This window comes from Streptomyces sp. NPDC045695, assembly GCF_056432025.1.
In genome coordinates, this window is sequence record NZ_JBWKJU010000003.1 from 446,268 (window position 1) to 472,995 (window position 26,728).

26 protein-coding genes and 1 tRNA gene are annotated in these 26,728 nt (G+C 70.4%); 14 read left to right on the forward strand and 13 right to left on the reverse strand.

What is annotated here, in order from left to right; genetic code table 11:
* Window positions 1-29: 29 nt before the first annotated feature.
* The 9 genes from AC07DU_RS08380 to AC07DU_RS08420 all read left to right on the forward strand — a co-directional run bounded on the left by AC07DU_RS08380 (window position 30) and on the right by AC07DU_RS08420 (window position 9,833).
* The gene (locus AC07DU_RS08380) at window positions 30-1,412 is read left to right on the forward strand and encodes an NAD(P)/FAD-dependent oxidoreductase (RefSeq protein WP_360894113.1); all 1,383 of its coding nucleotides are present in this window, start codon (window positions 30-32) and stop codon (window positions 1,410-1,412) included.
* Window positions 1,413-1,806: 394 nt separating this feature from the next.
* Complete coding sequence (locus AC07DU_RS08385; protein ID WP_479110313.1) at window positions 1,807-2,331, forward strand: DUF6907 domain-containing protein; 525 nt, start codon at window positions 1,807-1,809, stop codon at window positions 2,329-2,331.
* On the forward strand, window positions 2,328-2,708 hold the full coding sequence (locus AC07DU_RS08390) for a DUF6907 domain-containing protein (protein WP_479110315.1): 381 nt from the start codon (window positions 2,328-2,330) through the stop codon (window positions 2,706-2,708). The genes AC07DU_RS08385 and AC07DU_RS08390 overlap by 4 nt, the downstream gene beginning before the upstream one ends.
* A gap of 251 nt (window positions 2,709-2,959) precedes the next feature.
* Window positions 2,960-3,877: a hypothetical protein gene (locus AC07DU_RS08395; RefSeq protein ID WP_479110317.1), complete on the forward strand. Its 918-nt coding sequence runs from the start codon at window positions 2,960-2,962 to the stop codon at window positions 3,875-3,877.
* A gap of 109 nt (window positions 3,878-3,986) precedes the next feature.
* The gene (locus tag AC07DU_RS08400; RefSeq protein ID WP_479110319.1) at window positions 3,987-4,184 is read left to right on the forward strand and encodes a hypothetical protein; all 198 of its coding nucleotides are present in this window, start codon (window positions 3,987-3,989) and stop codon (window positions 4,182-4,184) included.
* 99 nt (window positions 4,185-4,283) lie between these two features.
* Window positions 4,284-4,805 (forward strand): plasmid transfer protein TraA, encoded by a 522-nt coding sequence (gene traA, locus AC07DU_RS08405; RefSeq protein ID WP_479110321.1) that lies wholly within the window; start codon window positions 4,284-4,286, stop codon window positions 4,803-4,805.
* A gap of 14 nt (window positions 4,806-4,819) precedes the next feature.
* On the forward strand, window positions 4,820-6,823 hold the full coding sequence (traB, locus tag AC07DU_RS08410) for a plasmid transfer protein TraB (protein WP_479110323.1): 2,004 nt from the start codon (window positions 4,820-4,822) through the stop codon (window positions 6,821-6,823).
* Window positions 6,824-7,488: 665 nt separating this feature from the next.
* The gene (locus tag AC07DU_RS08415; protein ID WP_479110325.1) at window positions 7,489-9,273 is read left to right on the forward strand and encodes a hypothetical protein; all 1,785 of its coding nucleotides are present in this window, start codon (window positions 7,489-7,491) and stop codon (window positions 9,271-9,273) included.
* Window positions 9,270-9,833 carry a hypothetical protein gene (locus AC07DU_RS08420; protein WP_479110327.1) on the forward strand — a complete coding sequence of 188 codons (564 nt, stop codon included), beginning with the start codon at window positions 9,270-9,272 and terminating at the stop codon, window positions 9,831-9,833. Before AC07DU_RS08415 ends, AC07DU_RS08420 begins: the two co-directional genes overlap by 4 nt.
* A gap of 311 nt (window positions 9,834-10,144) precedes the next feature.
* Here the strand turns inward: AC07DU_RS08420 and AC07DU_RS08425 are convergent, their stop codons facing one another.
* From AC07DU_RS08425 to AC07DU_RS08450, 6 genes are all read right to left on the reverse strand, one after another.
* Window positions 10,145-11,128, reverse strand: coding sequence for a hypothetical protein (locus AC07DU_RS08425; RefSeq protein WP_479110329.1), 984 nt, complete (start codon window positions 11,126-11,128; stop codon window positions 10,145-10,147).
* 35 nt (window positions 11,129-11,163) lie between these two features.
* The gene (locus tag AC07DU_RS08430) at window positions 11,164-11,409 is read right to left on the reverse strand and encodes a hypothetical protein (RefSeq protein ID WP_479110331.1); all 246 of its coding nucleotides are present in this window, start codon (window positions 11,407-11,409) and stop codon (window positions 11,164-11,166) included.
* On the reverse strand, window positions 11,406-11,675 hold the full coding sequence (locus tag AC07DU_RS08435) for a hypothetical protein (protein WP_479110333.1): 270 nt from the start codon (window positions 11,673-11,675) through the stop codon (window positions 11,406-11,408). The genes AC07DU_RS08430 and AC07DU_RS08435 overlap by 4 nt, the downstream gene beginning before the upstream one ends.
* Window positions 11,672-11,866 carry a hypothetical protein gene (locus tag AC07DU_RS08440; RefSeq protein ID WP_479110335.1) on the reverse strand — a complete coding sequence of 65 codons (195 nt, stop codon included), beginning with the start codon at window positions 11,864-11,866 and terminating at the stop codon, window positions 11,672-11,674. The genes AC07DU_RS08435 and AC07DU_RS08440 overlap by 4 nt, the downstream gene beginning before the upstream one ends.
* Window positions 11,863-14,181 carry a YfjI family protein gene (locus tag AC07DU_RS08445; protein ID WP_479110337.1) on the reverse strand — a complete coding sequence of 773 codons (2,319 nt, stop codon included), beginning with the start codon at window positions 14,179-14,181 and terminating at the stop codon, window positions 11,863-11,865. The genes AC07DU_RS08440 and AC07DU_RS08445 overlap by 4 nt, the downstream gene beginning before the upstream one ends.
* Window positions 14,182-14,479: 298 nt before the next feature.
* Window positions 14,480-14,710 carry a DNA-binding protein gene (locus AC07DU_RS08450; protein ID WP_479110339.1) on the reverse strand — a complete coding sequence of 77 codons (231 nt, stop codon included), beginning with the start codon at window positions 14,708-14,710 and terminating at the stop codon, window positions 14,480-14,482.
* A 127-nt stretch (window positions 14,711-14,837) separates the two neighbouring features.
* Between AC07DU_RS08450 and AC07DU_RS08455 the strand changes: the two genes are divergently transcribed.
* Together AC07DU_RS08455 and AC07DU_RS08460 are read left to right on the forward strand one after the other, a co-directional pair.
* Window positions 14,838-15,431, forward strand: coding sequence for a helix-turn-helix domain-containing protein (locus tag AC07DU_RS08455; RefSeq protein WP_479110341.1), 594 nt, complete (start codon window positions 14,838-14,840; stop codon window positions 15,429-15,431).
* Window positions 15,424-16,620 (forward strand): tyrosine-type recombinase/integrase, encoded by a 1,197-nt coding sequence (locus AC07DU_RS08460; RefSeq protein WP_479110345.1) that lies wholly within the window; start codon window positions 15,424-15,426, stop codon window positions 16,618-16,620. The genes AC07DU_RS08455 and AC07DU_RS08460 overlap by 8 nt, the downstream gene beginning before the upstream one ends.
* 100 nt (window positions 16,621-16,720) lie before the next feature.
* Here the strand turns inward: AC07DU_RS08460 and AC07DU_RS08465 are convergent.
* Together AC07DU_RS08465 and AC07DU_RS08470 are read right to left on the reverse strand one after the other, a co-directional pair.
* Window positions 16,721-16,794, reverse strand: a tRNA-Thr gene (locus AC07DU_RS08465).
* 109 nt (window positions 16,795-16,903) lie between these two features.
* A complete protein-coding gene (locus tag AC07DU_RS08470) occupies window positions 16,904-18,073 on the reverse strand; it encodes a hypothetical protein (protein WP_479110347.1) in 1,170 nt (389 codons plus the stop codon).
* 287 nt (window positions 18,074-18,360) lie between these two features.
* On the opposite strand from AC07DU_RS08470, the gene AC07DU_RS08475 reads away from it, so the two are divergent.
* The 3 genes from AC07DU_RS08475 to AC07DU_RS08485 all read left to right on the forward strand — a co-directional run bounded on the left by AC07DU_RS08475 (window position 18,361) and on the right by AC07DU_RS08485 (window position 20,931).
* Entirely contained in the window at window positions 18,361-19,449 is a 1,089-nt protein-coding gene (locus AC07DU_RS08475) for an ABC transporter ATP-binding protein (protein ID WP_360894168.1), read from the forward strand.
* A gap of 254 nt (window positions 19,450-19,703) precedes the next feature.
* On the forward strand, window positions 19,704-20,117 hold the full coding sequence (locus AC07DU_RS08480; RefSeq protein ID WP_360894171.1) for a hypothetical protein: 414 nt from the start codon (window positions 19,704-19,706) through the stop codon (window positions 20,115-20,117).
* Window positions 20,118-20,145: 28 nt separating this feature from the next.
* Complete coding sequence (locus AC07DU_RS08485) at window positions 20,146-20,931, forward strand: nucleotidyltransferase family protein (RefSeq protein WP_479110349.1); 786 nt, start codon at window positions 20,146-20,148, stop codon at window positions 20,929-20,931.
* A 126-nt stretch (window positions 20,932-21,057) separates the two neighbouring features.
* Here the strand turns inward: AC07DU_RS08485 and AC07DU_RS08490 are convergent, their stop codons facing one another.
* The 5 genes from AC07DU_RS08490 to ispD form a co-directional block, all read right to left on the reverse strand.
* Window positions 21,058-22,563 (reverse strand): DoxX family protein, encoded by a 1,506-nt coding sequence (locus AC07DU_RS08490; protein WP_479110351.1) that lies wholly within the window; start codon window positions 22,561-22,563, stop codon window positions 21,058-21,060.
* 189 nt (window positions 22,564-22,752) lie between these two features.
* Window positions 22,753-23,724 (reverse strand): 23S rRNA (guanosine(2251)-2'-O)-methyltransferase RlmB, encoded by a 972-nt coding sequence (gene rlmB / locus AC07DU_RS08495; RefSeq protein WP_360894180.1) that lies wholly within the window; start codon window positions 23,722-23,724, stop codon window positions 22,753-22,755.
* 95 nt (window positions 23,725-23,819) lie between these two features.
* Window positions 23,820-25,220: a cysteine--tRNA ligase gene (gene cysS, locus AC07DU_RS08500; RefSeq protein ID WP_360894183.1), complete on the reverse strand. Its 1,401-nt coding sequence runs from the start codon at window positions 25,218-25,220 to the stop codon at window positions 23,820-23,822.
* Window positions 25,221-25,314: 94 nt separating this feature from the next.
* A complete protein-coding gene (gene ispF / locus AC07DU_RS08505; RefSeq protein WP_479110353.1) occupies window positions 25,315-25,872 on the reverse strand; it encodes a 2-C-methyl-D-erythritol 2,4-cyclodiphosphate synthase in 558 nt (185 codons plus the stop codon).
* On the reverse strand, window positions 25,862-26,608 hold the full coding sequence (gene ispD, locus AC07DU_RS08510; protein ID WP_360894189.1) for a 2-C-methyl-D-erythritol 4-phosphate cytidylyltransferase: 747 nt from the start codon (window positions 26,606-26,608) through the stop codon (window positions 25,862-25,864). The genes ispF and ispD overlap by 11 nt, the downstream gene beginning before the upstream one ends.
* Window positions 26,609-26,728 lie beyond the last annotated feature (120 nt).

Consider the following 26,728-nt stretch of genomic DNA (forward strand, 5'->3'; position numbering starts at 1 on the left):
CCCGCGCCACCCCGTGTAGCAATCCCCCCATGACGATCAACGGCGGCATTTCCTTCTGGTACGCGACCGACCACACCACCCCCCGCACCCCACCCCGCGCCCCCCTCACCGCCCACGCCACCGCCGACGTCGTCATCGTGGGCGGCGGCTACACCGGGCTCTGGACGGCGTACTACCTCAAGCAGGCCGCCCCCGACCTCCGCGTCACCGTCCTCGAACAGAAGTTCTGCGGCTACGGCGCCTCCGGCCGCAACGGCGGCTGGCTCTACAACGGCATCGCCGGCCGCGACCGCTACGCCGCCCTCCACGGTCACCCGGCCGCCCGCCGCCTCCAGCAGGCCATGAACGACACCGTCACCGAGGTCATCGACGTCACCACCAAGGAAGGCATCGACGCCGACATCCACCGCGGCGGCGTCCTCGAAGTCGCCCGCACCCCCGCCCAGCTCAGCCGCCTGAAGGCCTTCCACGCCGCCGAACTCGCCTTCGGCGAAACCGACCGCGAGCTCTACGACGCCGCCGCCACCCAGCGGCGCATCGCCGTCGCCGACGCCGTCGGCTCCAGCTGGAGCCCGCACGGCGCCCGCGTCCACCCGCTGAAGCTGGTCAAGGGCCTCGCCGCCGCGTGCGAACGCCTCGGTGTCGTCATCCACGAATCCACCCCGGTCACGGAGATCTCCGCCGGAAAGGCCGTCACCCCCTACGGCACCGTCCGCGCCCCGCACGTCCTGCGCTGCACCGAAGGCTTCACCGCCGCCCTCAAGGGCCAGAAGCGCTCATGGCTCCCCATGAACTCCTCGATGATCGTCACCGCGCCCCTACCCGCCGACGCCTGGGACCGGTTGGGCTGGTCGGGCCGGGAGGTCCTGGGCGACATGGCCCACGCGTACATGTACGCCCAGCGCACCGCCGACGACCGCATCGCGATCGGCGGCCGCGGCGTCCCCTACCGGTTCGGCTCCCGCACGGACAACGACGGCCGCACCCAGCCCGCCACCATCGAGGCCCTCACCGCCCTCCTCTTCGCCTTCTTCCCGCAGCTCACGGGTACGGAGATCACGCACGCCTGGTCGGGCGTCCTGGGCGTTCCCCGCGACTGGTGCGCCACCGTCACCCTGGACCGCGCCACCGGACTCGGCTGGGCGGGCGGCTACGTGGGCTCGGGCGTCGCCACGGCCAACCTCGCCGCCCGCACCCTGCGCGACCTGGTCCTCGGCGACGCCACCGAGCTGACCACCCTGCCCTGGGTGGGCCACCGCGTCCGCCGCTGGGAGCCCGAACCCCTGCGCTGGCTCGGCGTCCAGGCCCTCTACGCCGCCTACCGCGAGGCGGACCGCCGCGAGAGCGCCTCGCACAGCCCGGCGACAACCCCCCTGGCCCGCCTGGCGGACCGCATCTCGGGCCGCCACTGACCCCGGCCGCGCATGCCCAAGACCCCCGGCCGGACACGCCGAAGGCCCCGGACCTGAACGGTCCGGGGCCTTCGAAAAGCAGAGCCCCCTGTCGGGTTCGAACCGACGACCCCCGCTTTACAAGTCCGTGACGCCCGAACGCCTGACCGGCATCGAAGGTACTACAGGCCCCTGACCTGCATGTTTTCCATAACAGGCTATCGAAGGGTATAGGCGAGCATCGGATCCTCATGTGTACGGCATGCGTATTGGAGTACCCGAGGAGTGTTGCACGATAGACGCGAACGGGTCTAAGATGACGGCATCGCCTCGGAAACGAGGACGGCCCCGGTAGGCGCTACCAACGCCTGTCCGGGGCCTGCGATCCGAACCCCTCCGCAAAGGGAGTCGAACCATGTCCAACACCGTACCCGCTGACCTGCCCCGCATGTTCCGCCCCGAGCCGAAGCTGACCGCGGTCCCGACGCAGCCGACGGCACGGACCCGCGAGGCCCTCCCCGTCGAGGCGCCGGCCCGCACGTGGTCCTTCATCGACAGCACCACGACCCAGCTGCGGGAGGTCACCTGCCTGCCCGGCTGCACCGTCAACCACAGCATGGACCGCGAGACGCCGACCCACCCCACCGACATCTGGTGCGCCACCGAATCGTCCGAGGCGTGGCTGCCGATGCAGGTCGGCCGGGACTTCGACGAGCACCGCGTGCTGACCGTCGACATCCGGCAGGAGCCGTTCTCCAACCACATGCACGAACGTCTGCCGCACGCCACCGTGGAGATCCTTGAGGACCAGGTCATCACCGGACTGGACCCGGACGGCCTGGCCTACGTCATCCGCACGTTGGAGGGTCAGCTCGACCACATGCGGAAGGTCCACGCCCAGCTCGTCGGGCTGCGTGCGCAGGGCCGGGTGGAGCTGTGAGCGCCCCGCGGATCGTGACGGTACGGACGGTCGACCACGGCCCCGTCGACGTCGTCGAGCCGAGCTGGTGCGTGACCCCGCACCGGGACGACATTCACCGGGCGGACATCCACCACCAGGGCGTCGAGCAGCCCGCCACCCTGCACGTCCCCGGCGTCGGCGACGTGACCCTGCTGACCGCGTTCCTCAGCCAGTACCCGTTCGCGGAGCACGGGCACCGCGGGGTGTGGGCGGCGGTCGAGATCGAGGGCGAGCACTACGAGTTCGGCCCGGCCGGTCTGGGTGACCTTGCCGCCACGCTCACCTCCCACGCTCTGTACACGCTGCTGCCGCTGCGGGCCCGCCTGCAGTCGCTTCAGGAGGGTGACGAGGGATGACGACCGCCTGTGACTGGTGCGGGCAGCGCGACACCGACCCCATCGACCCGCAAGACGGGGAGTGACCTCCCGCTGGCCCGTCCGCCGGCCGACCGAGCACGCCGCGCTGCGTGCCGTCGACCGGCGGCCCCGGCCCCTCCCCGAGATTCCGGCCCTCATGGCCGCCCTGATCGTCGCGAACCGTGCCGCTGACCGGCACGGCGCCAACCTGGCCGCCCACCGCGTGGTGCGCGTAGCCGAAGGAGTCAGCAGTGAAGTTCATTGAGGAGATCCGGCACCAGCTCGTCGACCGCACGATCGACGGGACCACGCACCAGGTGTCCGAGCCGTACACGGTGCGGATGCCGAAGCTGCCCCGCGACAAGGACTCGATGGCGCTCGTCGCCGTCTCCGGCCTCGTCCTGGCGCTCACGCTCGTAGCGATCGTGTGGTCGACGTACAGCATCGGCACCCTCCTCGGCGGTGGCGTCGGCTACGCGGCCGGCGTCGTGTTCGACGTCGCCTGGCTGTCCGTGCTGCTGCTCGAATGGCTGGCCCGCTTCGACCCGGCCAAGCGGGACTTCCCCCGGAAGGTCGGATGGGGCCTGGCCCTCGTTGCCGCGGCTGCCATCTACCTTGAGGGCCAGTTGGCCGGCAGCTGGGAGATGGCCGCGGTCGGTGCTGCGGTGTCCATCGTCGCCAAGGTGCTGTGGTGGGCCGTGTTCAAGCACATCGACAAGGACTTGTCGCCGGCCGACTCCCAGTGGGTCGCCGCGGAGATGAGCAAGGCCAACGCCAAGCTCGCCATCGCGGGTGTACGCCGGCAGGCCGCGAAAGCGGAAGTCGCCGCACGGCTGGAGCTGCTGGCCGCCGAGCGGGCTCTGAACGAGATCGCGGGGTTTGATCACTTTCCCGGTGCCTCGAAAGTGATCACCGCCGAACAGGTCCGCGAACACGAGGACGGTTCGGGGCTTCCCGTACCGCCGTTGAACAGGGCGAACACGGTTCGCGAACCGTCCGAACCTGAGGCGAACATCGCCCACCTGGCCCGTGTCGCTCTCACCGCCGGAGCGTCCCGCGAGGAGGCTATCGCCGCGATCCTCGCCAAGGTTCCGGATGCCAAGCAGACATCCGTCGAGGCGACCGTGCGGCGGGAGCGGAACAAGCTCGACCGCGCCGCCTACCGCTGACCCCGACCCCTTCCGCCCTCGGCAGTGCAACGAAATCCGTAACGGAATTCGCTCGCTGCGGGGGGTGGTGGGGGCCGGGATCCACCCGGCCTGACCACGAGGAGCACCCATGTTCGGCAGGAAGAGCAGGACCACCACCGCCTCTGCGATCCCGTCCCACCCGGACGACAACCTCCGCCTCAAGTCCACCGGCGAGCGCGTCACCATCCTCGGCCACACGCCCGACGGGGCCGTCAAGGTCGCCCTCGTAGACAAGCCGTACCCCTGCGACGCCATCGTCAGCGCCGACGACATCCGCCCCGCCTGAACCCCGACCCCTTCCGCCCTCGGCAGGTGAACCATTTGTTTCACCTGCGGGGGTGCGGTGGGGGCCGGGATCCACCCGGACCGAGCTGGAGGAGATCGAATGCCGATCAACGGGCAGCGCACAAGCAGCAGCACCCGAGCCAACCCGCAGAACAAGGGCGGCGGGGCCAAGCACGGGCCGTCGTTCAGCTTCGGCCCCAACATCAACGTCAACTCCACCCGGACCACCACCATGGGCAGCAGCGGCGGCCAGCAGGGCGGAGGCCAGGGCCGCTCGCAGTTCATGCTCCCCGACCCGTCCTTCGCGTCGGCGGCCGAGCTGCGGAACTACTGCAACAGCCTGCGAGCGTTCGCCGTACACGCCTCCATCGAGGTCATGGTGGCCGCCGAGATCCTGCAGGCCGCTCTCTCCCAGGCCAGCGGCCTGCGGGACGACAACATCATTCAGCACAGGCTGAGGGCCAGGAAGGTCGCTCGGAAGCTGAAGAAGTCCGGCGAAGCCCTCGCCGACGCCGCCTCGCTGGCCGCGGCCACCTACGCCGCGTTCCAGCGCGAGTACTCCGACATCATGTCCGCCCGCACCCCGAACCGGCCGGCCCAGGCCCGCCCGTTCCAGTACTGAGAGGAGGCACCCCAATGACCGGCAAGGACATCGAGCAGCGGCACGAGGAACAGCTGAAAGGCAGCTCCGATGCGGGAGGCATCAAGGCCTACCTGCTGCACCGCGCCAAGCCCTACCTGCCGCCGTGGCTCGGCGTGGGCGCCCTCGGCATCTCCGGCACGGTCGGCCACCTTGCCTGGTCGGGGGATGCGGCCATGGGTATCGGCCTCACGCTCGGCTCGGTCGTCCTGACCGGCGCCACTTGGTGGGCCGGCGCGGGAGCCGGCCCCCAGCGGCGCCTGCACTCGGCCATCACCGTCGCGGCGGGAGCGACCTGGTTCACGTCGGCTTCCATCTTCGAGCCCTCGTACAACGGGCTGGTCGTCGGTGGCACGGTCGCCGCGCTGACCTGGAACATCCGGCAGATTTACCGCCGGGACCCCGACGGCGTGAAGGCAGTCACGGACGGCGCCGGCCTGCTGGAGAAGGTCGGCCTGGCCAAGGCCCTCATGCAGCGGGTCAAGGTCGAGCCGAACCGGGTAACGGCGCCGATCGCTCTAGAGGCCGGCGAGCAGACCAACGACGACGTCACCCGAGCCCTCCCCCGCATCGCATCCGCCCTGGACCTGCCGACCACCGCCATCCGGTACAGCCCCGACCCCGACTCGGCCCGCCGCGGCGACCTGGTCATCGTGCCCATGGACATGCTGTCCGAGATCATCCTGTGGGAAGGCCCCGCCCTCCCCGGCGGATCGATCGCCGACCCGCTCATCATCGGCCGGTACGACAACGGCGACCCGCTGCAACTGTGGCTGCCCGCCGACGTCGAGGCCGGCCGCAACGGAACCCACGTGCTCATCGCCGGGATGTCCGGCTCCGGGAAGGGCGACGGCGCCCTGAACGTCCTGACCGAGATCCTGTCGAGGAAGGACGTCCTCACCTGGCTTTCCGACCCCAAGGCCTTCCAGGACTTCCGGCCGCTGCTGCCCGGCATCGACTGGGCCGTCGAGGCTGGCGCCGGTACCGAAGCCATGGTCGAGGCCGTCCAGGCCGTCATCCCCGCCCGCACCCGCTGGCTCGGCGCCCACAAGTACCGGGCCTGGGAACCTCGCTGCTTCGACACCCAGAACGATCCCGACCACTCCTGCAAGCCCGACGGGCCGTGCGGCTGCGAGGGCATGCCGTTCCTGGTCGCCTGGTTCGAGGAAGCCGCGAACACGCTCCGCGCTCTCGGTGACGACGCGTTCACCGGCATCGCCCAGGAAGCCCGCTCCGCCGGCGTCGCCCTGATCGTGTCCCTGCAGCGCCCCAGCCACGACCAGATGTCCACGTCGACCAGGGCGTCCCTGCCGTCCGTGCTGTGCTTCGGCGTCGACAAGCGCGACGAGGGCTTCGCGCTCCCCGACGAGGTACTCGACGCCGGCGCCCACCCTGGAGCATGGGGCAACCGCCGGCCCGGCTACTGCTACCTGGTCACCCCTGGAATCGACGAGAGCCTGTACCCGTCGCCTGCCCGAACCTGGCGCTTCACCTGGGACTCGGTGTCCCTGATGGAGACTCTGGCCGCGTGGGCCGGCCGCAACGGCGCCAAGCCTGACCCGATCACCGCGGGTGCGGCGGCGGCCGTCGTGGGGAAGGCGTACACGGAACGCGCCCGCCACCAGGAGCAGAACCCTGGGACCGACGAGGACGAGGAGGCGACCGTGAGCCGCCTGGACGATGAAGACATGGACATCGACCCGCAGGAGGAACTCCCTCCGCCGCTGCCCGGGGAGGAGAACGTGCCGTTCGGGCAGCTTGAGGGAGAGGACCTCACCGCGGAGCAGGCCAGGGACGTCCTGGACGAGATCGTCGCCGAGTACGAAGCCACGGGCACGATGGTGATCGGGCCCGTGGACGTCCTGAAGCACGGCGAGCGGCTCGGCCGGAAGCGCGGATGGGTCTCCGGAGAGCTCCAGCGACTCCTCGCCGAGGGGCGCCTCGCCGAGACGTCGAAGCCTGGCAGGTACCGGATCGTGCCCGCCATGGCCGACGCCTGACCGATAGCAGCCTTCCCTGGCCAGTGCGGGCGGCACAGACTGCCCCCATCAACCAGGGAAGGGATGCTCATGAACTGCAGCAACTGCGGGGCCGGCGCGATCCAAGGATCAGACGGCCGGTGGATCTGCACCAACCAATGCGGATGGAGCTCAGGTGTCACACCCACGGCGGTATCCTCCCCGCATGGCCAGTCCACAGATCACTGAAGGCGAGTGCCGGCGCTGCGGAACCCTCATCGCGGGGTTGGACGGCCGGTATGCGTGCGGACACTGCGGCTGGTCGAACCACTGGAGCGAGGGCCACACAGAGCTCCCCACGGCGGCTGAGGACGCTGACCGGCCGGTGCCTCCCGTGAAGGGCCGAAAGCTCCTGACACGACCTGACACCGTCTGACGCGTCAGACGGGCCTGACACCCAAACCCCTAGGCGGGAGCGGGTGTCAGACGGATCTGACACCCGCCCTGACACCTTCTGACAGCCACACACGGGGGCCCTCGGCAGTACGCCGAGGGCCCCCTTTGGCATGTCCGGCCGCCGCATGGCGAAGCCCCCCGCAGGGACCAGTCGCGAGGGGCTTCCTCAGTGCTGAAGGCACTCCCTAAGCGTACCGAATGGATCTATTCTTATAGGGCTGGAGTGCATAAATCTATTCGCAGGGGACCTCATGGCTCAACGTATGGCGTTCGTCCTCGACGGCGAGGACAACCTCAGCCCGGTGTTCCGGCGCATCGGAGAGTCCGCCGAGCGGTTCCACCGCCGTATCAACGACGCTGTCGACGAGTCCGGGGGTGAGCTGCGGGCGTTCACGCGCGGCGCCGGCGGCCAGCTGCAGGAGCTCTCCCGCACGATGGACGGCGCCGGCCGAGCGGCTGGCAGTCTCGGTCACGACACAACCGACGCGGCGGTCGGCGTGCGGAACCTAGGTGAGGCGGCGGCCGACGCCAACAACCAGGTGGCGCAGCTGACCCGGGACTCCCGCGGCCGGCTGCGGGACCTGCGCGGCAGGTTCGTCACGGCGAGCGAGGCAGCCCAGCGGTTCGGGGTCGACATCAACACGGTGGTCCCCAGCCTGAACAGGGTGGGCGGCGCCGCGAGCACTACGGCCGCGAAGCTCGGCGCCCTCGGCGGCAAGGGCGGCGGTGGGCTGGGTGGGGCCATGTGGGGTGTGGCGGCCGTCGCAGGCATGTCGCTGCTGCCCGCCCTCGGCGCCCTGGTCCCGATGATCCTCGGCGCGGGCGCCGCGGCCGTCACGATGAAGCTCGGTTTCACCGGGGTGGCGGGCGCCTTGGAGGCGTCGACCAAGGGAAAGAAGGAGTACGAGAAAGCCCTCAAGGCTCTCCCCGCTCCGGCCCGCGAATTCACGAAACAGCTTGTCGCGACCAAGAAGGAATTTACCGGCCTGAGTGGCGAGATCCAGAAGGCCATGCTTCCCGGGTTCACTCAGGCCCTAAGGGAATCCAGCCCGATCATCAAGATTTTCGGCGCGGCCATGACCGAGCTGGGCGCCGGTTTCGGGAAGGCGGCAGCCGGGGCTGGCCGCCTCATGAAGGACTCGGGGTTCCAGAAGGAGTTCGCCGCGAACCTGCGTCTGGGTGGCGTGTTCGTGGCCGACCTGACCCGCGGACTCGGCGGGCTGGCCCGCGGGTTCCTCACCTTCGGCGCGGCCAGCGAGCCCACCCTGCGCTCTCTGTCGGGCGGGCTTTCCGACCTGCTGGGCAAGGGGCTGCCCGGCATGTTCCAGGGGTTGCAGCGCGGTGTCGAGGGGTCGTCGAAATTCTTGGACGGCCTGTTCGGGATGCTCAACACGAATGTGCTGCCTGCCCTTGGCCGATTCAGCGGTGAGGTCGCCCGGATCTTCGGCCCTCTCCTCGGCGAGCAAATGACGCTCTTCGGCAATGTCTTCAGCCGCGGCCTGGACGTGTTCGGCGTAGCCGTGCGCGCCCTGTCGCCCGTCGTCAAAGATTTGGTCTTCGGGCTGAAGGCGGCCTGGCTGATCGCGCAGCCTTTCGCGTCCGCTTTCAAGGACGCCGGTAAGGCGATCCTTGACGCGATGACGCCGGGCACCGCCGCTGTCGAGAGCTTCCGCGGGCCGCTCCAGCGTCTTCACGGCCTGGTGCAGGACAACAAGATCGGACTGATGGAGTTCGCCCGCATCGGCGGGAACGTGATGATCACCGTCGCCGAGGGGGTGCTCAAGGGCCTGCCCCCCGCTCTGCAAGGGTTCCGGCTGCTGGCGACCGGGGCGCTCACCGCCCTCGATGCCATCATCTCCGGTCTCGCTAAGACCCTCGGAAAGATCCCCGGATTCGGTGACGCATTCGTAGAGGCGAACCGGGACTTCGACTCCTTCAAGAATTCCTTCATCAGCGGCCTGCACACCCCGAGGAAAAGACCTCCGCATTCACGGCGTCCGTCCTCCCGCGTCTCAGCCAGAACCGGCTGCAGATGAACATCAGCAACTGGGAAAGCCAGATCGCGACGGCCAAGGGCCAGCTGTCGTCCGTACCGCCGGAGGGCAAGTCCAAGCTCACCGCGCACATTGCTGACCTGGAGCGCAAGGCTGCCCAGGCCCGAGCCGAGCTTGCGTCCATCCGGGACAGGTCCGTCAGCGTCACGCTCACCTACGTGACTCGCGGGTCCATGAACAACCGCACTCGCCTCATCGAAGGCCTGTCCGGCGGCGGCATCGTCCGTGGTCCAGGCACGAGCACGTCCGACAGCGTTCCCCGCATGCTGTCCGATGGCGAGTACGTCTTGCAGGCCTCCGCGGTCGACCGGCTCGGTCAGAGGACCCTCGACGCGCTCAACAGCGGCCAGGCGCTACCCGCGACGGCAGCAGCCTCCGCCCCAGCCGCAATGCCCGCGGCGCGAGCAGCCCGCACCACCGTGATCAATCAGAACGTAACCGTCAACGGAGCCATGGACCCGACGGCCGTGGCACAGCAGATCCAGCGGATGCTGCTCAACCTGAAGCGGCAGTACGGAGGGCCCGACCTGGGCATTGCATGACCCAGAGTCACCGTCACCCAGAGTCGCTATTTACCCAGTTGGAGTTTCTCGGTGATTAGCGTCTTTCAAATCGGCCGCGCAAAAAATCGGGCGAGAAGGGCGTTTGGGTCGCCCATGACCCCGCTCAACTTTCGATCCACTCTCCCCCCTCGGCCGTGCTCATCAGCACGTTTCGGGGTGCCCGATCCTGCTTCGTTCACGTTTCGTGTCGTGCTGAACGTCGTGCGCTTGCTTGGGTTCACGGCCTGCTACGCACAGCAGTAGGCCCGACGCCGTGAGGGCACGCCGGGCCTACCGGGTGGGGCTACTGGCTACGCCGCGCTACCGTCGGGGAACCACGGGTGCGGCGTGGCCTGGGGCTTGGGCTGCAGGTGCGCCTGCCGCACGGCTGCCAGCTGCCGGGCGAACCTCACAGCGTTGCGCTCATGCTCGGCGAGCGGGTCGGCGACCGGGGGGATTGCGGTGCGCATGACGTCCACGCACGCCTCCAGTTCCTGCCGCCGGGTACCTGCCTGCAGGAGCGCGGCGCGGGCGCAGACGAGCTGTCGCCGCAGCGTCTGCATGTGCTTGTGGTTGTACTGCTCGAACGAGTCACGCTTCTCGGCGTGCCGCACCAGCTCGGTGCCGGCCTGCTCCAGTCGTTCGAGGACGGTTCGCAGCTGGCTCTCCATCCATCCGTAGGTGGGGGCTGCGGCGAGTCGGACGGCCTGCTGTGCGCGCTGGACGGGGGTGTCACCGACGCGGTAGGCGGCCCGCTTGGCAGGGGGCTGGGCCTGGCCCGTCATGCGCGCCTGCAGGCGTTCCATGCGGGCGGCGAGGTCCGCCGGGCTGGTGTTCCTGGCGGGTGCCGCAGGCACCTCTACGGGCGTCCCGTCGGCGTGCACCTTCATGCTGCCCTTGCTGGTGCCTCGCTCGGTCCAGCTGGTGCCGTAGCCGTTGGCGTGCTTGCCGGTGTGGCCGCGGCTGAGGAGGCACGGGGCGAGGGTTGCCGTGTTGCGGGCGTTGCGGGGCGGGTTGAACACGGCGCCGCAGTCGTTGGCGGTGAGGGGCCGCGGTCCGTCGTCGCCGGCTGCTGCACTGCGGATCTCGGGAGCGGGCCGCCGGTCGGCACGGTCGCGGCCGGTGGGCCCGAAGGCAGGCTGGCGCCGGGACTCGCTGAGGCTGACGCCGGCCTGTACGAGCCCTTCGAACGCGCGAGTCAGGGTGTCGGCGGGCACGTTGCGGTTGCTGCGGATGAGGTTGACCAGGTCGCTGATGGTGGCGGCGACGTCCTTGGGGAGCGGGATGGCGTTCATGGTGTGACTCCTGTCTGTGTTGGTGTGGGTGGTGGTCACGACTGCCTGACCTTGAGGGCGTCCGGCCCGTACTCGGCAACGATTTCCGTGCGGCACATCACCCGGTCGCCGAGGAGCACGACGGGTTCGATGTCGCATCGGGCGTCCTTGCCGGTGCCCGTGGTGATCGCGGCGAGGCCCACGAAGGTGACGAACTCGTGGACGGTGCCGGTGAAGACGAGCCAGACGAGATCGTTGGCGGCGGGCGTCAGGGCGGTGACGGAGTTCGGGGGGAGGCTCATGTGTTGCTCTCTTCTGTGTGGGAGTAGGCGAGGGCCCTCTCTTGCCAGAGGTCTTCGCGGGTGCGGCCGGTGTGGTGTGACAGGTCGCGGAGGAGTCCGAAGGCGATGCCGGTGATGGTGGCCATCGCGTCCAGGGGCTCGCGTTCGAGGAGGTCGAGGGCGGCCTGGCCGACGAGGACCTGTACGTCCTCAGGGATTTCCCGGTCGGCGTCTGTGGTCTGCAGGGCGAGCGTCATGTAGGCGAGTACGTCCTCGGTGAGGGTCACGTCTCCTCCAGGGCGTTGGGGGGCGGGGTGCGGCGGGGGCAGACGGGGGCGTGCGCGTCGCTGCAGGGGCTGCGGTGGTCGGTGTGGAGGCGGGCGCCGCAGCCGGCCGTACAGAGCCGGTACTTGCCGCGGCGGACCGGCGTGGAGCACGCAGCACAGAGCAGGGGTTCGCGCCGACGGTGGAGGCTCATCGCCTCGCCTCCTTCGGGTTGGCGATGTACGGGTGGACGTCGAAGCGGGGGGAAGGCTTGCGACCGCGCCGGGCGGTCTCGGGCGGCGGGACTAGGGCCAGCCAGCCGTATTCCTCCAGCTGCAGCAGGACGTCATTCATGACGTCCATCTCCGTGGCCCACTCGCGCCCCTTGAGGGCCTGCCAGGCGTCGCGGGCAGAGAAGGAGTCCCCGGGGCTGCTGCGACCCTTGAGCCAGCCAACGACGTCTCGGAGTGGCTTGACGGCGCCTTCGCGGTTCTTGCCCATGAGGTCGAATACGGCGCGTGCGTGGGCGATGAAGTAGGGCGTCATTGCGAGGACATCCGTGATGCGCTGGTGGCTGATCTCACGGGCCCCGGGGTCCTCGTAGAGGGTGAGACAGGCCGCAACCCTGATGAGCTGGCCGCGCAGCTTGCCGGCCCAGTCCGCGAGGTCGTGCAGGTCCCCTCCGGGCTTCCGTCGCTTGGCGAACGCGTTGTAGAACTCGCCGAACGCCTGACGGGCCGGTCCTGACAGCTCGATCGTGAGCACGTCCGGGCTGGCCCACACCTGCTTAATCAGGTCCCTGATTCGGTGGTCATAGGCGTTGGCGACCTGGGCAGGGATGGGCGGAGAGTCGAAGGTGTCCGTTTCCGTGGGCGCGGGCTTGGCATACAGGAACCGGCCCAAGAGCCCGGACTGCCTGAACTCGGGGTTCTGCTTCTCCAGCCCGGAGATGATGCCGGGCTGCACGATCAGCCCGAGGGCCAGAAACGTGTGAGACATCCGCGCGCCCGCCCGACCGGTCCGGTCGATGGTGTACGGGCCGCCCGTGTACGCCTCAAGCAGCAGATCCGTGTTGGCCTTGCCGTTGTTGCCGTACAGGCCCGCCGCGACCTTGAATAGGCCTCCCTCGGAGGCAAGGGAGCCGATCCGGCCCCCTTGCTCGTACATGCGCTTGGCGAGCGCTTCGAGGGTGATGTCGCGGACCAGGAGCCGAGGTAGCTCCGGGGCGTCCCCAAGCTCCAGCAGCTTCACCCGGGCCGCCTCAGCGTCCGCCTCCGCCGAGAGCCGCTTGTCGCTGTCCGAGTTGGCAGCGTTCTGCTCGGCCTTGGTCATGCGGGCCGTGGTGATACGGATCTCCTGCGCGGTCGCCTCGACTTCGGGGCGAGCCGCCTCCATCAGCTCCTCTTCGACCTCGCGCAGGGGATTCGCAGCGGCGTTCAGGGCTGGCGTCTTCTTCTCGGAGGAGTCCGCCAGGGCGGCCAGGTAGAGCGCGGTGGACTCCTGCCAGTCGGCCTTCACCTGTACGCGGCGCCGGCCGCCGGTAGCCGTACTGATGGTGGCCAGCGCGGCGAAGGCGACCAGGTCGACGGGCACCTGCAGAGACTCGGCCGCGGCGATGACGAACTCCCCCAGGCTCCCGAGGGAGGCGACGGGGAAGGGCGGGACAGGGGCGGCGGCAAGGGACACCGGCTCGTCCCACCCGCCATCGAGGATCTGCGTCCCAGAAATCCCAGAACTCAGGTCCGGTCCCGTTCCCTGAGGCGGCACTGTCATTGTGGGATTTGTGGGATGCGAATCCGGGGTGAGCAGTTCTGGGTAGCCGAGCCCTGCGGCCAGGTGGTCCGACACGTCCTTGCCGCGGGCCGGCTCCAGCATCCGGACCGGGATCCCGGCGGCCTGGACGGACGCCACGACGGCCTCGGCGTGCTTGGCGCCCGGCTCGTCGCGGTCCCGGATCACGATGACCTCGGAGGCGCCGACCAGGGCGCGGGTGTAGTCGTCGCTCCACTTGCCCGCCCCTCCCACGTTGCAGGTGGCGGTGGCGCCCGTCGCCCGCAGGTTGTCGACGTCCTTCTCGCCCTCGACCACGAACACCGGGCCGCCGGACGCGGCGGCCGCCAGTACCTCCGGCAGCCGGTAGAGCACGCGCCGGATGCCCGCAACGCCCGGGGTCCCGTCCGGCTTGAACTGCCGGAACGTCTTGCGCTCGCCGTCGTAGCCCGGCTCCAGGCGGCGGACCAGGTAGAGCACCTGGCCGTGCTCGTCGGTGTACGGGTACTCAGCAACCACCCGGGGGCGCTCCTGCCTCTGCAGGGGCTCATCGAACAGGTCCGCCATGGTCAGGCCGAGGGCGCCGACAACCGCCTCGGTCGCGCAGCCGGCGTGGCAGTTGATGACCACGCCCTTGGCCCCGTTGGTGACCGACAGGGACGGGGATCGGTCCTCGTGTGCAACGCACTGCCAGGCGGTGCCACGGCCCTTGCTGCCGTGGGCGTTCAGCGCGTCGAGGACGCGCCCGTATGCGCTCATGCGGCCACCGCCTGAGCGGTCCGCAGGACCACGATGTAAGTGGTCCCGCATGGCGCTGTCTTGAGGACGGAGCGGACCAGCGGCAGGGGCGCGCGGTGCAGGTGAGGGTGTCCGCACCCGGGGCACCGCTCGACCTTTACCTGCCGGTGCCACTTCCCTGAGCGGGACCTGTACGTGTCGAGTCGACCCGCTACACGTGGGGGGTCTCCCTGGGCTACCGTGGTCGGAGTCGACCCGCTGGCCGCGGAGACTTTCTGAGAAGGGCCTGTTACCCGCAGGCCCTTCTCTGCGTTTCCGTTCATGCTGCGGCGCCCCCGGTCTGCACCGTGCGCTCGTCCAGCCACCGCTCGATGGCGGAGCGACGGTAGAAGACGCGCCCCGCCCGCCCCTCGGCCGTCTTGATGTACGTCGGCCCACCGCCCCGCCAACGCAGGTCTGCGAGAGCCTGCACGCTGCTGAAAACGCGGTACTGGCTGCACACCTCCGCCGGGGCGAGCAGGTCGTCCGTCACGTCCCTTACAGAAGCCACCTTGATTCTCCTTAGGGGAGAGTGTTGCTTTCCTGACGCAGGCGCATCTATCGTGATGCACATGACCCAGATGGTAACCCATAACAGCCGATACACAAGGGCTCCGAGTCCACATAGGCTGGCGCTCATGAGCGAGCAGCAGTACGGACGACGCGCCATCGAGACCGGACCGACGGGCGAGACCGTCGCGCAGAATCTGGCACGGCTCCGGAAGATCCGAGGCATGAGTACTCGGCAGCTGTCCGGAGCCCTTGAGCGGATGGGCCGGAGTATCTCGCCCTCCGGCATCACTCGGATGGAGAAGGCCGAGCGTCACATGACGGCCGACGAGCTGGTCGCTATGGCCATCGTGTTCGGTGTCAGTCCTTCAGCGCTCCTGTTGCCGCTTGAGGACTCGGACGACGTGGCCGTAGAGGTGACGGGCGCCGGCCCCGTTTCGGCCGACACAGCCTGGGACTGGATGGACGGCAAGCGCCCGCTGCAGTGGACGAACGGCGACCCAAGCACGGCATCGTTCGAGTACCGGCTCTACAGCCGGCCGCCAGGGCGACGCGAGGCTCACGGCGTCGTGCTCCGCCCTCAGGGCAGCAAGGGGCGCCAGCAGGTGGCGGAGATCCGCAAGGCCTACAGGGCCTTGCTGGAACAGGGCCTCGACATCCGGGAGCTGCAGCGCCTCGACCCGGAGTCATTCGAGCAGCTGATGGGGGAAGGCGATGGCTAGGGTCTGGATCGAGGACCGGGAGAACCACGCCGACTACCAAGCGGCCTTGGAGAAGTGGCAGGCCGCGAAGCGTGAGGGCAGCAAGCGCCAGCCGCCGGGCCGGTGGCGGGTCCGCTGGTACGGGCCGGACGGTAAGGGCAAGGCGAAGACGTTCGGGAAGCTGCCGCAGGCCGAGGCCGAGTTGCACGCGATCACGGCCCGCCTCGACAAGGGCTCGTACCGTGACCCGCGGTCCGGGAAGGCCGCTACGTCCCTCGTGGCCGAAGAGTGGTTCAAGACCCTCCGCAAACAGTCCCGGCGGACGAAGAACGACTACCGCGAGCTGCTCGACCTGTACGTGATCCCGAAGTGGGGCGACTGGCAGGTCGCGGCGATCCAGTGGGACGACGTGTCCCTGTGGGTCGATGACCTGATCAACAAGCCCGGGGCGGCCGGCCGGTCCCTGAGTCCCGGGCGCATCGCTAAGACGTTCTACGTCTTCGGCGGCGTGATGAAGCATGCGATCAGGACGCACCGGATCGCCGTGAACCCGGCCAGCGAACACACGCTGCCCCGGCCGTCCGAGGACGACGAGCACGTCTACCTCACGCACGACCAGGTCGAGGCCCTGGCCGCGGCGTCCGGCCCGTACCGGCTCCTGGTCCTCGTCCTCGCGTACAGCGGCATCCGCTGGGGTGAGGCCATCGCCATCAAGACCGCCCGGCTCAACGTGGACACGCGTCGGATCCGGATCGTTCAGGCGTATTCCGACGTGAACGGCAAGCTTGAGGTCGGGCCGGTGAAGAATCACGAGAAGCGGTCCGTGCCCGTACCGCGGTCGTTCGCCGAGGAGCTGCGCCCGCTCCTGGACGGACGGAAGCGCGAGGATCTCCTGTTCACCGCGCCCCAGGGCGGTCCGCTGCGCTACCGGAACTTCCGGCAGCGAGCCTTCGACAAGGCCATCGTCGAGGCCGACCTCGGGGACCTCGGGATCACGCCCCACAAGCTGCGCCATACGGCCGCCTCGCTCGCCATCGCTGCCGGCGCGGACGTGAAGGTGGTGCAGACGATGCTGGGCCACAAGTCCGCGGCGATGACGCTGGACGTGTACGGGCACCTGTGGCCGGACCGGCTCGACGAGGTCGCGGACGCGCTCGACAAGGGTCGCCTTGCCGCACTGGAGCGGCGGGGAGCGGTGCTCGCCGCGTAGGGCCAGAAGATCCAGCGTGTATGGAATGCGTACTGCCCGCCAGGATGACCCTGGCGGGCAGTCGCGTATTTACCCACTCTGAGCAGGCACTTTCCCTCAGAGCCCCCTGTCGGGTTCGAACCGACGACCCCCGCTTTACAAGAGCGGTGCTCTGGCCAGCTGAGCTAAGGAGGCAGGGCCGCCATCACTCTACACAGGGCCCTTTGCCTCAGCCATCACATTGGCTGCGGGCACCGCACGGAAGGGGTCACGGGAGGGGTCATGGGAGGGGTCACGCGAGGGGTCAGGCCGTGCAGCCGGGCACCGTTCCGGCGCAGTTCGTCGGCAGGTTCTTGACGATCTTGGTCTCGTTGAGGGTCACACCGGCGCCCTCCCCGTTGTTGATGCCGCCGCCCAGGACCGCCGCGCGGTTCCCCGCGATCGTCACGTGCTCCAGCGTCAGCTGCGTGACGCCGCCCGCGTTCTCCTCCGTGTTGTTGATGCCGCCGCCGTTCTGGCCGGCCTGGTTCGCCTCGACCTTGGTCTTCTTCAGCGTCGCGGTGCCGGCGTTGTTGAGGCCGCCGCCGTCCAGAGCCGCCCGGTTGTCGGCGATGGCCGAGTCGTGGACCTCCAGCGTCGCCTCCTCGCCGTTGTTGATGCCGCCGCCGTTGCGGCCGGCCCAGTTCTCGACGACCTTGGTGTACTTGAGCTTCGCCGTGCCGAGGTTGTCGATGCCGCCGCCGCTGCCGTCGCGGGCCACGTTGTCGGTGATGAGGCCGCGGTCGACGGTGAGCGTGCCCTCGTTCTCGATGCCGCCGCCGCTGCCGTCGGCCGCGTTGCCCGCGACCGTGGACTTGGTCAGGGTGACGGTGGCGTCCGCGTCGTTGCTGATGCCGCCGCCGTTCCCGGCGGTCCCGTTCGTGGTCACCGAGACGTTGGTCAGGACCTCGCTGTCGACGAGCGTGGTCCTGCCGGCCGTGTTGTGGATGCCCCCGCCCTCCCCGTCGGCCCGGTTACCGGCGACCTTGCTGTCCTCCAGGCGCAGGGTGCCCGCGTTGTTGATGCCGCCGCCGTAGCCGTCGGAGTGGCCGCCGGCCACGGTGACCCCCTTCAGGAGGAGTTCGCCGCCCTCGTTCACCCAGATCATCCGGAAGAGCGGCAGGCCTTGGGTGGAGGACCGGATCAGCGTCGAGTTGCGCCCGACGATCTTGACCTTCCCGGTGATGGCCGGCAGCGCGGTGCCCGAGTCCTCGAAGTCGTCCGTGAAGGTGTAGGCGCAGTCCTTGGCCAGCGTGATCGTGCCGCCGTCGTCGTTCGCGTTCGCGTCGCCGACCGCGGTGAGGAGCGCCGCGACGTCACCGCAGGCCACGCTCACCTTCAGCGGAGCCTGGGCCATGGCGGCCGGTGCGACCCCCATGCACAGGCCGACGCTCGCGGCAACAGCGGATCCGATGACTACGAGACGATTCTTCATTCGGTTCTCCCTCTCGGTGCCAAGCTGGGCCGGCGCCACCGCACGGGAAGCGCCCCCAAGACGCACCAGAGGTATCGCCTGCGCCCGGCCGGATCCCGCACCTGGGTTCGGACCCTCCGCAAGTCCATGCGAACGGTCGCCACCCGGACGGAGTCCGAGACGAGACCTCCCGGGTGCTGACAGAAGCCGCCCGGACCGGTAGCGTCGGGCGGAAAGTCCGCTTACTGGACTAGACCTTCCACTCGGATCGTCCGGCACGTTCCTGCCGGTAGAAGGGATTCATCACCATGGCTTCTGTCACGTTCGACAAGGCGACCCGGCTGTACCCCGGCGGCGACAAGCCCGCCGTCGACCAGCTGGAGCTGGAGATCGAAGACGGCGAGTTCCTCGTCCTCGTCGGTCCGTCCGGCTGCGGCAAGTCCACCTCGCTGCGCATGCTCGCCGGTCTGGAGGACGTCAACGGCGGCGCCATCCGCATCGGCGACCGCGACGTCACGCACCTGCCCCCCAAGGACCGGGACATCGCGATGGTGTTCCAGAACTACGCGCTGTACCCGCACATGTCGGTCGCCGACAACATGGGCTTCGCGCTCAAGATCGCCGGCGAGGACAAGGCCACCATCCGCAGGAAGGTGGAGGACGCGGCGAAGATGCTGGACCTGACCCAGTACCTCGACCGCAAGCCGAAGGCGCTCTCCGGCGGTCAGCGCCAGCGCGTCGCCATGGGCCGCGCCATCGTGCGCAAGCCGCAGGTGTTCCTCATGGACGAGCCGCTGTCGAACCTCGACGCCAAGCTCCGCGTCTCCACCCGTACGCAGATCGCGGCCCTCCAGCGCGACCTCGGCATCACCACGGTCTACGTCACCCACGACCAGGTCGAGGCCATGACCATGGGCGACCGCGTGGCCGTCCTGAAGGACGGGCTGCTCCAGCAGGTCGACACCCCGCGCAACATGTACGACCGCCCCGCGAACCTCTTCGTGGCCGGCTTCATCGGCTCCCCGGCCATGAACCTGGTCGAGGTCCCGATCACCGACGGCGGCGTCAAGTTCGGCGACAGCGTCGTCCCGGTGTCGCGCGAGGCCCTGTCCGCCGCGGCCGACGCGGGCGACCGCACGGTCACGGTCGGCGTGCGCCCCGAGCACTTCGACATCGCGGAGTCCGGCGGTCTGACGATCGTCGTGAACGTCGTCGAGGAACTGGGCGCGGACGGCTACGTCTACGGCTCCACCGCGGCCGCCGAGGGCTCGCAGGACCTCGTGGTCCGCGTCAACGGCCGCCAGGTGCCGGAGAAGGGCTCCAGCATGCACGTGGTGCCGCGGGCCGGCGAGATCCACGTGTTCTCGACGTCCTCCGGTGAGCGCCTCTCCGGCTGACGGCGCCGCAGGGTTGCAGGGTTTGGAGGGGCGTCCCGCCAAGGGGCGCCCCTTCGCCGTCCGTTGGCCGCGCGAACCCCGGGCGGACCCGGGCACTGCCCGGCGGGGCCTCTCACCAAACCCCGCAGCAACCCCGGCAGACCGGGCCATTCGGACCCGCGCGTCAACCCGTAATTCGAAAAACCACGTCGAACCATCCCCCGACCGAGTGACAGAATGTCGCCAAATCTTCACCGAGCGCTACTCTCGCCCTCGTGACCCACACTGCCCGCCGTATCGGCCGTTCCCTCGCCCTGGTCCTGCCCGTCGTCCTGGTCCTGTCCGGGACCCTCGCGGTCACCATGGTCCCCTGGGCGGACACTTCCTCCTCCCAGATCCTGACCGCCTCCGCCGAGGACGTCTCGGTGCCCGCGAAGCCGCGTGCCGCGCACGACGTGCTGCGCGACAAGCTCGTCGCTGAACTCCGGGAGGGCGAGGCGCCCGACGACGTCCTCACCCACCTCCAGCGGGAGGTGGACCGGCGGCCGTCGCTCGCCGAGCACTGCGTGGGGATCGCGCGGGCGCTGGGGCGGGCCGCCGTCGACGCCTACGGCCCGACGAAGGCCCAGTCCTACGCCCGGCCGGTGTGCGACACCTCGTACGCGTCCGGTGTCGCCTCCATGGGCTGACGCAGCCCGCGTCCCTACGCTGGCCGCCATGGCCGACAACCACCGCCCCGCGCCCGCCCCTTCCGCCGCCGACGCCCTACCCTCCGCAGCCGCGGACCCCGCCGCTCCGTCCCAGGCAGTCGTCCTGGCCGGCGGCCAGGGTTCGCGGCTGCGTCCGTACACGGACGACCGTCCCAAGCCGATGGTCGAGATCCCGGGGACGGGACTGCCGATCATCGGTCACCAACTGGCCTGGCTGGCGTCCGAGGGGGTCACGGACGCCGTGGTCTCGTGCGGACACCTCGCCGAGGTGCTCCAGGAGTGGCTGGCCGGGGCCCGGTTGCCGCTACGGGTGACGACCGTGGTGGAGGAGCAGCCGCTGGGGCGGGGCGGCGGCCTCAAGTACGCCGCCCGCCACCTCCCGCACCCGGACCGGGCCTGGTACGCGACCAACGGCGATGTGTGGACGCGGTTCTCGCTGCGCGAGATGGCGGCCTTCCACACGGAGCGGGGCGCCGTGGCGACGCTGGCGCTGGCCCGGCCCCGGATTCCGTGGGGGGTGGTGGAGACGAACGAGTTCGGGCAGGTACTGGACTTCATCGAGGCCCCGCCGTCGCCGTACGCCGTGAACGCCGGGGTGTACGTGTTCGGGCCCGAATTCGCCTCGCTGCTCCCGGATTTCGGGGACCACGAGCGGACGACCTTCCCCCGGCTGGCGCGCGAGCGGCGGCTGGCGGGCTTCCCGCTGCCCCAGGGGGCTTACTGGCGGGCGATCGACACCGCGAAGGACCTGGCGGAGGCGGCACGGGAGTTGGCCGCGCAGACGGCCTCCTGAGGCCGCACGTCCGCCGGGAGCGTACGACGGGAGCCTACGGCGGCACGTACGGCGGCACGAACAGGGGCCCGGCACGCTCGCGCGCCGGGCCCCTGTTCCGTGCCGGTCGGTCTCAGCCGAGGAGCCTCAGCCGAGGAGTCCTCCGACCAGGCCGGACTGCTTGGTCGGGGTGCTGCCGCTCGTGGTTCCCGACGTGGTCGGCGCCTTCGGCGAGGTGGACTGCCGCGGGGTGCTGCGCGGGGTCTGCTTGCTCGTGGTGCCCTTCGTCGCGGTGGGCGACTCGGAGCCCGTGCCCGCGCTCTCCCGGGTAGGGGCGGCCGAGGCCTTGGCCGACTTGGCGGCGGACTCGGTGGGGGAGGCCGAGGGGGACGGCGCCTTGGAGGGCTGCTGGCTGGGCTGCTGCCGGGCCGGGGTCTGCGGCAGCGGGCGGCCGGGCAGGTAGTTGGTCGGGGCCTCGCCCGGGCCGGGCACGGTGACGACGGTGGTGGAGCGGACGGCGCCGCCGAGGAGCGAGCCGATGAGCAGGGTGAGCCCGCAGACGACGGTGGCCATGACGGCTCCGCGGCGCAGTACGCGCCGGCGCAGCTGCCAGACCTCGGAGCGCGGTCCGAGCGTGCGCCAGGCCTCGCCGGCGAGGCGCCCGTCGAGGGAGTAGACCGGCGCGCCCGCGATGATCAGTGGGCTCCAGGCGGCGAGGTAGATGATGTCGGGCGCGTCGTAGGCGGGGACGGTCTTCCAGCTGACGGTCATCAGCAGCGCGGCGGAGAGCAGCGCCCCGAAGCAGGCGGCGAACCGCTGCCACAGGCCGAATACGGTCAGCACGCCGACGATGACCTGGAGGAACGCCACGGTGAGGCCGGCTCCGACCGGGTGCGCGAGCGCGAAGTCGCGCAGCGGTTCGGCGAGCGCCCAGGGGTGGAGGGTGCGCAGCCAGGTGACCATGGAGCCGCGCTCGCCGCCGTCGAAGTAGACGGGGTCGCACAGCTTGCCCATGCCGGCGTAGATGGAGATGAACCCGAGGAAGACGCGCAGCGGGAGGAGCACGACGCCGAGGTTCATGCGGCGGCCCGGGTAGTACGAGGCCTGGGGGCGGGTGTCGCCGGCGCCCCTCCGGGAGTCGGCCCCTGGCCCCGGGCCCGCCCCAGGGCCGGACGGCTGCCCGTGGGGGAGGTCCCGTACGGCGGCCAGCGGGCGGGTCTCGCCGGGATCGCCGTAGCTGCGCTGGCCGATGACGGTCGGCGTGGCGACGGTGGCGTCGGCGAGGTCGTGGGCCAGGTCGAGGCGCGGGATGACCTGGGTCGCTCCGCCGTCGTACTCGTCGGGGCCGCGCCCGACCTCGCGCACCGCCTGGAGGAGTCCGCCCATCGCCGCGGCGTCGCCGGCGTCGGACTTGCCGCTCCAGACGACGGGGGCCCGGCGGCGGGTGACCCCTGCGGCGGCGACCGCGGCCCCGCCGAGGACGGGCGCGCGGCCGGGGACCTTCGCGGGCTTGGAACGCGCGCTCGGGGTCGGTGCGAGCCGCACGCGGAAGCTGGCGTGGTTGACGATGACCTGTGCGGGATCGCACGGCACCTTGACCATGCTCAGCGCGGGCTGGTCGTCGAAACCTGGCGTTCTGGTGTCCACACTCATCTAACCGAGTGATCAGTGTTTAGGACACTGCCTTGACATCAGGGATCTGTCCGAGACCCGTCAAGATCAAGCCACCCCGCCCGAAACGGGCGGGGTGACACGCTCACGGGTCACTTTCCGTGAGCCAAGTGGATCAGCGATCGGACCGGGTGGGCGACCTGACCACGGTGCCGCTCCGGGCCGGGCCGGTCAGACGCGGCCGCGGTCCGCGCGGCGGCGGGCCGCCTCGTAGAGCACGACGCCCGCGGCGACACCGGCGTTGAGCGACTCGGCGCCGCCCGGCATCGGGATGCGCACGAGGTAGTCGCAGTTCTCGCCGACGAGACGACCCAGGCCCTTGCCCTCGGAACCGACGACGATGACGACCGGGCCACCGAGCGCGTCCAGGTCGCTGACCGTGTGCGTGCCCTCGGCGGCGAGGCCGACGATCGTGATGCCGGCCTTCTTGTAGTCCTGGAGGGCGCGGGTCAGGTTGGTGACGCGGGAGACGGGCGTGCGGGCGGCGGTGCCGGCCGAGGTCTTCCAGGCACCGGCGGTCATGCCGGCGGCGCGGCGCTCGGGGATGACCACGCCGTGGCCGCCGAAGGCGGAGACGGAGCGGACGATCGCGCCGAGGTTGCGCGGGTCGGTGACGCCGTCGAGGGCGACGATCAGCGGGTCGTCGCCGTCGTCGTACGCGGCCGCGGTGAGGTCCTCGGGGTGCGCGTACTCGTACGGCGGGACCTGCAGGACCAGGCCCTGGTGGTTGAGCCCGTTGGTCATGCGGTCGAGCTCGGGGCGCGGGGCTTCCATCAGGTTGATGTTGCCGCGCTCGCCCGCGAGCTGGAGGGCCTCGCGGACGCGCTCGTCGTTGTCGATGAACTGCTGGACGTACAGCGTGGTGGCCGGGACCCCGTCGCGCAGCGCCTCGAAGACCGGGTTGCGGCCGACGACCATCTCGCTGGTGCCCTTGGGACCGCCGCGGCGCGGGGCGGGGCGGCGCTTGGCGGCCTGGCGGGCCATCGCGTTGCTGATGCGGTTCGCCTTGTGCTTCTTGCGGTCCTCGGCCTTGGGCGTGGGGCCCTTGCCTTCCAGGCCCTTGCGCCGCTGGCCACCGCTGCCGACCGTCGCGCCCTTCTTGTTGGACGTGCGACGGTTCCTGCGCTGGCTGTTCCCGGCCATGACTTCTACCTGTTTTCTTTGATGCTGCGATATGTACGTATGAAGAGTGTGCGGCCCGGAGCGCCGGGCAGCACACCAAGCTCAGCTGCCCGGGCTCAGCGGGGGCCCAGAGTCCAGCGCGGTCCGGTCGGGCCGTCCTCGATGACCAGCCCGGACTGCTGGAGCTGGTCGCGGATGGCGTCGGCGGTCGCCCAGTCCTTGCGGGCCCGGGCGGACTCGCGCTGTTCCAGGACGAGACGCACCAGGGTGTCGACCGCGCCGTGCAGGTCCTGTTCCCGGTCGGCCTCGCCGGCCCAGTGGGGGTCGAGCGGGTCGAGGCCGAGGACGCCCAGCATGGCCCGGACCTCGGACAGGCGGGCGATGGCCGCGTCCTTGTCGTCGGCGGCGAGCGCGCTGTTGCCCTGGCGGACGGTGGTGTGGACGATCGCGAGCGCCTGGGGCACCCCGAGGTCGTCGTCCATGGCCTCGGCGAAGGCGGGCGGGACCTCGGCGGCCGGCTCGACGGGCTTGCCGGCCTTCTCGACGACGCGCTGGCAGAAGCCCTCGATCCGGGCGAAGGCGGACTCCGCCTCGCGCAGGGCCTCCTCGCTGTACTCGATCATCGACCGGTAGTGCGGGGTGCCGAGGTAGTAGCGCAGGACGATCGGGCGCCACTGCTTGACCATCTCGGAGACGAGCACCGAGTTGCCCAGCGACTTGGACATCTTCTCGCCGGACATGGTGACCCAGGCGTTGTGGACCCAGTACTTGGCGAACTCGTCGCCGAAGGCCTGAGCCTGGACGATCTCGTTCTCGTGGTGCGGGAAGATCAGGTCCAGCCCGCCGCCGTGGATGTCGAAGGCGCTGCCCAGGTACTTGTGCGCCATCGCGGAGCACTCCAGGTGCCAGCCGGGACGGCCGCGGCCCCACGGGGTCTCCCAGTCCGGCTCGCCGGGCTTGGACGCCTTCCACATGGCGAAGTCGCGCGGGTCGCGCTTGCCGGTGATGCCCTCCTCGGCGGGCTGGCGCAGCTCGTCCATGTTCTGGTTGGACAGCGCCAGGTAGCCGGGGAAGGAGCGGACGTCGAAGTAGACGCTGCCGTCCGCCTCGTACGCGTGGCCGCGCTCGATGAGGACGCGCATCATCTCGATCATCTCGGGCACGTGGCCGGTCGCGCGCGGCTCGTACGTCGGCGGGAGGCAGCCGAGCGCGTCGTAGCCGTCGTTGAAGGCCCGCTCGTTCTCGTAGCCGATGGACCACCAGGGGCGGCCCTGCTCGCCGGCCTTCCAGATGATCTTGTCGTCGATGTCGGTGACGTTGCGGATGAAGGTGACGTCGAGGCCGCGGTAGGTGAACCAGCGGCGCATGATGTCGAAGTTCAGATAGGACCTGACGTGCCCGATGTGCGGGGCCGCCTGCACCGTGGCGCCGCACAGGTAGATCGAGACACAGCCCGGGACGAGCGGGGTGAAGTCACGGATCTGCCGGGCGCTGGTGTCGTACAGGCGAATAGTCACGGCATCCAGGGTAGTGCGCGTATAGCAGTGCCCCGCGACCCTTTGGGGCCGCGGGGCCCCTTTGTTGCCGAAGATGTGCCGTCGCCGGGGGTGTTCAGGCCCGGTTCGTCCGGTAGACGAGGGCCGTGGCGATGGCGGCGAGGCCCTCGGCGCGGCCGGTGAGGCCGAGTCCGTCGGTGGTGGTGCCGGAGACGGAGACGGGGGCGCCCGCGGCGGCCGCGAGCGCCTTCTGCGCCTCTTCGCGCCGCTTGCCGATCTTCGGGCGCACGCCGATCACCTGGATGGCGATGTTGCCGATCTCGAAGCCCTCGGCGCGGACGATGCGCGCGGCCTCCGCCAGAAGGGTGACGCCGGCGGCGCCGGACCACTCGGGGCGGGAGGTGCCGAAGTGCGCGCCGAGGTCACCGACGCCCGCGGCGGAGAAGAGGGCGTCGCAGGCGGCGTGCGCGGCGACGTCGCCGTCCGAGTGTCCGGCGAGGCCGTCCTCGCCCTCCCACAGCAGACCGGCGCACCACAGCTCACGGCCGGCCTCGAAGGCGTGCACGTCGGTGCCGATGCCGACCTGCGGCAGCAGGGGGGCCGGGGCGGGCGCTGCGGTCGCGGTGGCGGGGCTCGCGCCCTGGTCCGGCGAACCTGCGGGGCTAGTAGGCATCGGTGGCCCTCCTGCGGGCGAGTACGGCCTCGGCGAGGACCAGGTCGAGCGGGCGGGTGACCTTGAAGGCCTCTTCGTGGCCGGGGATCACGACGACGGGCACGCCGAGCCGTTCCACCATGCCGGCGTCGTCGGTGGCGCCCTCGCCGTCGACGGCGATCGCGGCGTGTGCCCGCCGGAGGGTGGCGAGGTCGAAGCCCTGCGGTGTCTGCACGGCGCGCAGCCGGGCCCGCTCGGGCGTGGCGACGACCGGCTCGGGCTCGCCGGGCTTCCCGGGCTCGACCTCCTTGACGGTGTCGGCCAGGGGCAGCGCGGGCACCACGGCGGCGGCTCCGTCGCGCACCGCCTCGACGACCGAGTCCACGGTGTCCACGGGGACGAGCGGGCGGGCCGCGTCGTGGATGAGTACGGAGGTGACGTCCTGCGGCAGCGCGTCCAGACCCGCGCGTACGGACTCCTGGCGGGTCTCCCCGCCGGGGACGACGAGGACCTCGGTCCGCTCGGGCAGCGCGTGCTCGGCCAGCAGGAGGCGCACCCCGGCGGCTTCGGCGGGCGGCGCGACGACCACGACGAGGGAGACGGCGCGGGAGCGGGCCATCGCCCGCACGGCGTGGATGAGCATCGGGATGCCGCCGAGGGCCCGCAGGGCCTTGGGGGCACCGGGGCCCAGGCGTACCCCGCGGCCGGCGGCCGGGATCACCGCGGCGGTGCGGTGGGTGGGCGTTGCGTCAGACATCAGTAGCTCCGAGCCAGGTTTGTGACTTCGGCCGACATGGGTATGGCCTGAGGGGTGCCGGGTGCGACGCCCTCGCCCCTTCCGTGACGACCGGTCGAGCAGGCTGCCCGGACCCGGCAC

What these genes read in the sequence shown, in the direction of transcription:
- AC07DU_RS08380 (WP_360894113.1), top strand. Translation starts at nt 30, where the DNA reads ATGACGATCAACGGCGGCATTTCCTTCTGGTACGCGACCGACCACACC.
- AC07DU_RS08385 (WP_479110313.1), top strand. Translation starts at nt 1,807, where the DNA reads ATGTCCAACACCGTACCCGCTGACCTGCCCCGCATGTTCCGCCCCGAG.
- AC07DU_RS08400 (WP_479110319.1), top strand. Translation starts at nt 3,987, where the DNA reads ATGTTCGGCAGGAAGAGCAGGACCACCACCGCCTCTGCGATCCCGTCC.
- traA (WP_479110321.1), top strand. Translation starts at nt 4,284, where the DNA reads ATGCCGATCAACGGGCAGCGCACAAGCAGCAGCACCCGAGCCAACCCG.
- traB (WP_479110323.1), top strand. Translation starts at nt 4,820, where the DNA reads ATGACCGGCAAGGACATCGAGCAGCGGCACGAGGAACAGCTGAAAGGC.
- AC07DU_RS08415 (WP_479110325.1), top strand. Translation starts at nt 7,489, where the DNA reads ATGGCTCAACGTATGGCGTTCGTCCTCGACGGCGAGGACAACCTCAGC.
- AC07DU_RS08420 (WP_479110327.1), top strand. Translation starts at nt 9,270, where the DNA reads ATGAACATCAGCAACTGGGAAAGCCAGATCGCGACGGCCAAGGGCCAG.
- AC07DU_RS08425 (WP_479110329.1), bottom strand. Translation starts at nt 11,128, where the DNA reads ATGAACGCCATCCCGCTCCCCAAGGACGTCGCCGCCACCATCAGCGAC.
- AC07DU_RS08430 (WP_479110331.1), bottom strand. Translation starts at nt 11,409, where the DNA reads ATGAGCCTCCCCCCGAACTCCGTCACCGCCCTGACGCCCGCCGCCAAC.
- AC07DU_RS08440 (WP_479110335.1), bottom strand. Translation starts at nt 11,866, where the DNA reads ATGAGCCTCCACCGTCGGCGCGAACCCCTGCTCTGTGCTGCGTGCTCC.
- AC07DU_RS08445 (WP_479110337.1), bottom strand. Translation starts at nt 14,181, where the DNA reads ATGAGCGCATACGGGCGCGTCCTCGACGCGCTGAACGCCCACGGCAGC.
- AC07DU_RS08455 (WP_479110341.1), top strand. Translation starts at nt 14,838, where the DNA reads ATGAGCGAGCAGCAGTACGGACGACGCGCCATCGAGACCGGACCGACG.
- AC07DU_RS08460 (WP_479110345.1), top strand. Translation starts at nt 15,424, where the DNA reads ATGGCTAGGGTCTGGATCGAGGACCGGGAGAACCACGCCGACTACCAA.
- AC07DU_RS08470 (WP_479110347.1), bottom strand. Translation starts at nt 18,073, where the DNA reads ATGAAGAATCGTCTCGTAGTCATCGGATCCGCTGTTGCCGCGAGCGTC.
- AC07DU_RS08475 (WP_360894168.1), top strand. Translation starts at nt 18,361, where the DNA reads ATGGCTTCTGTCACGTTCGACAAGGCGACCCGGCTGTACCCCGGCGGC.
- AC07DU_RS08485 (WP_479110349.1), top strand. Translation starts at nt 20,146, where the DNA reads ATGGCCGACAACCACCGCCCCGCGCCCGCCCCTTCCGCCGCCGACGCC.
- AC07DU_RS08490 (WP_479110351.1), bottom strand. Translation starts at nt 22,563, where the DNA reads ATGAGTGTGGACACCAGAACGCCAGGTTTCGACGACCAGCCCGCGCTG.
- rlmB (WP_360894180.1), bottom strand. Translation starts at nt 23,724, where the DNA reads ATGGCCGGGAACAGCCAGCGCAGGAACCGTCGCACGTCCAACAAGAAG.
- ispF (WP_479110353.1), bottom strand. Translation starts at nt 25,872, where the DNA reads ATGCCTACTAGCCCCGCAGGTTCGCCGGACCAGGGCGCGAGCCCCGCC.
- ispD (WP_360894189.1), bottom strand. Translation starts at nt 26,608, where the DNA reads ATGTCTGACGCAACGCCCACCCACCGCACCGCCGCGGTGATCCCGGCC.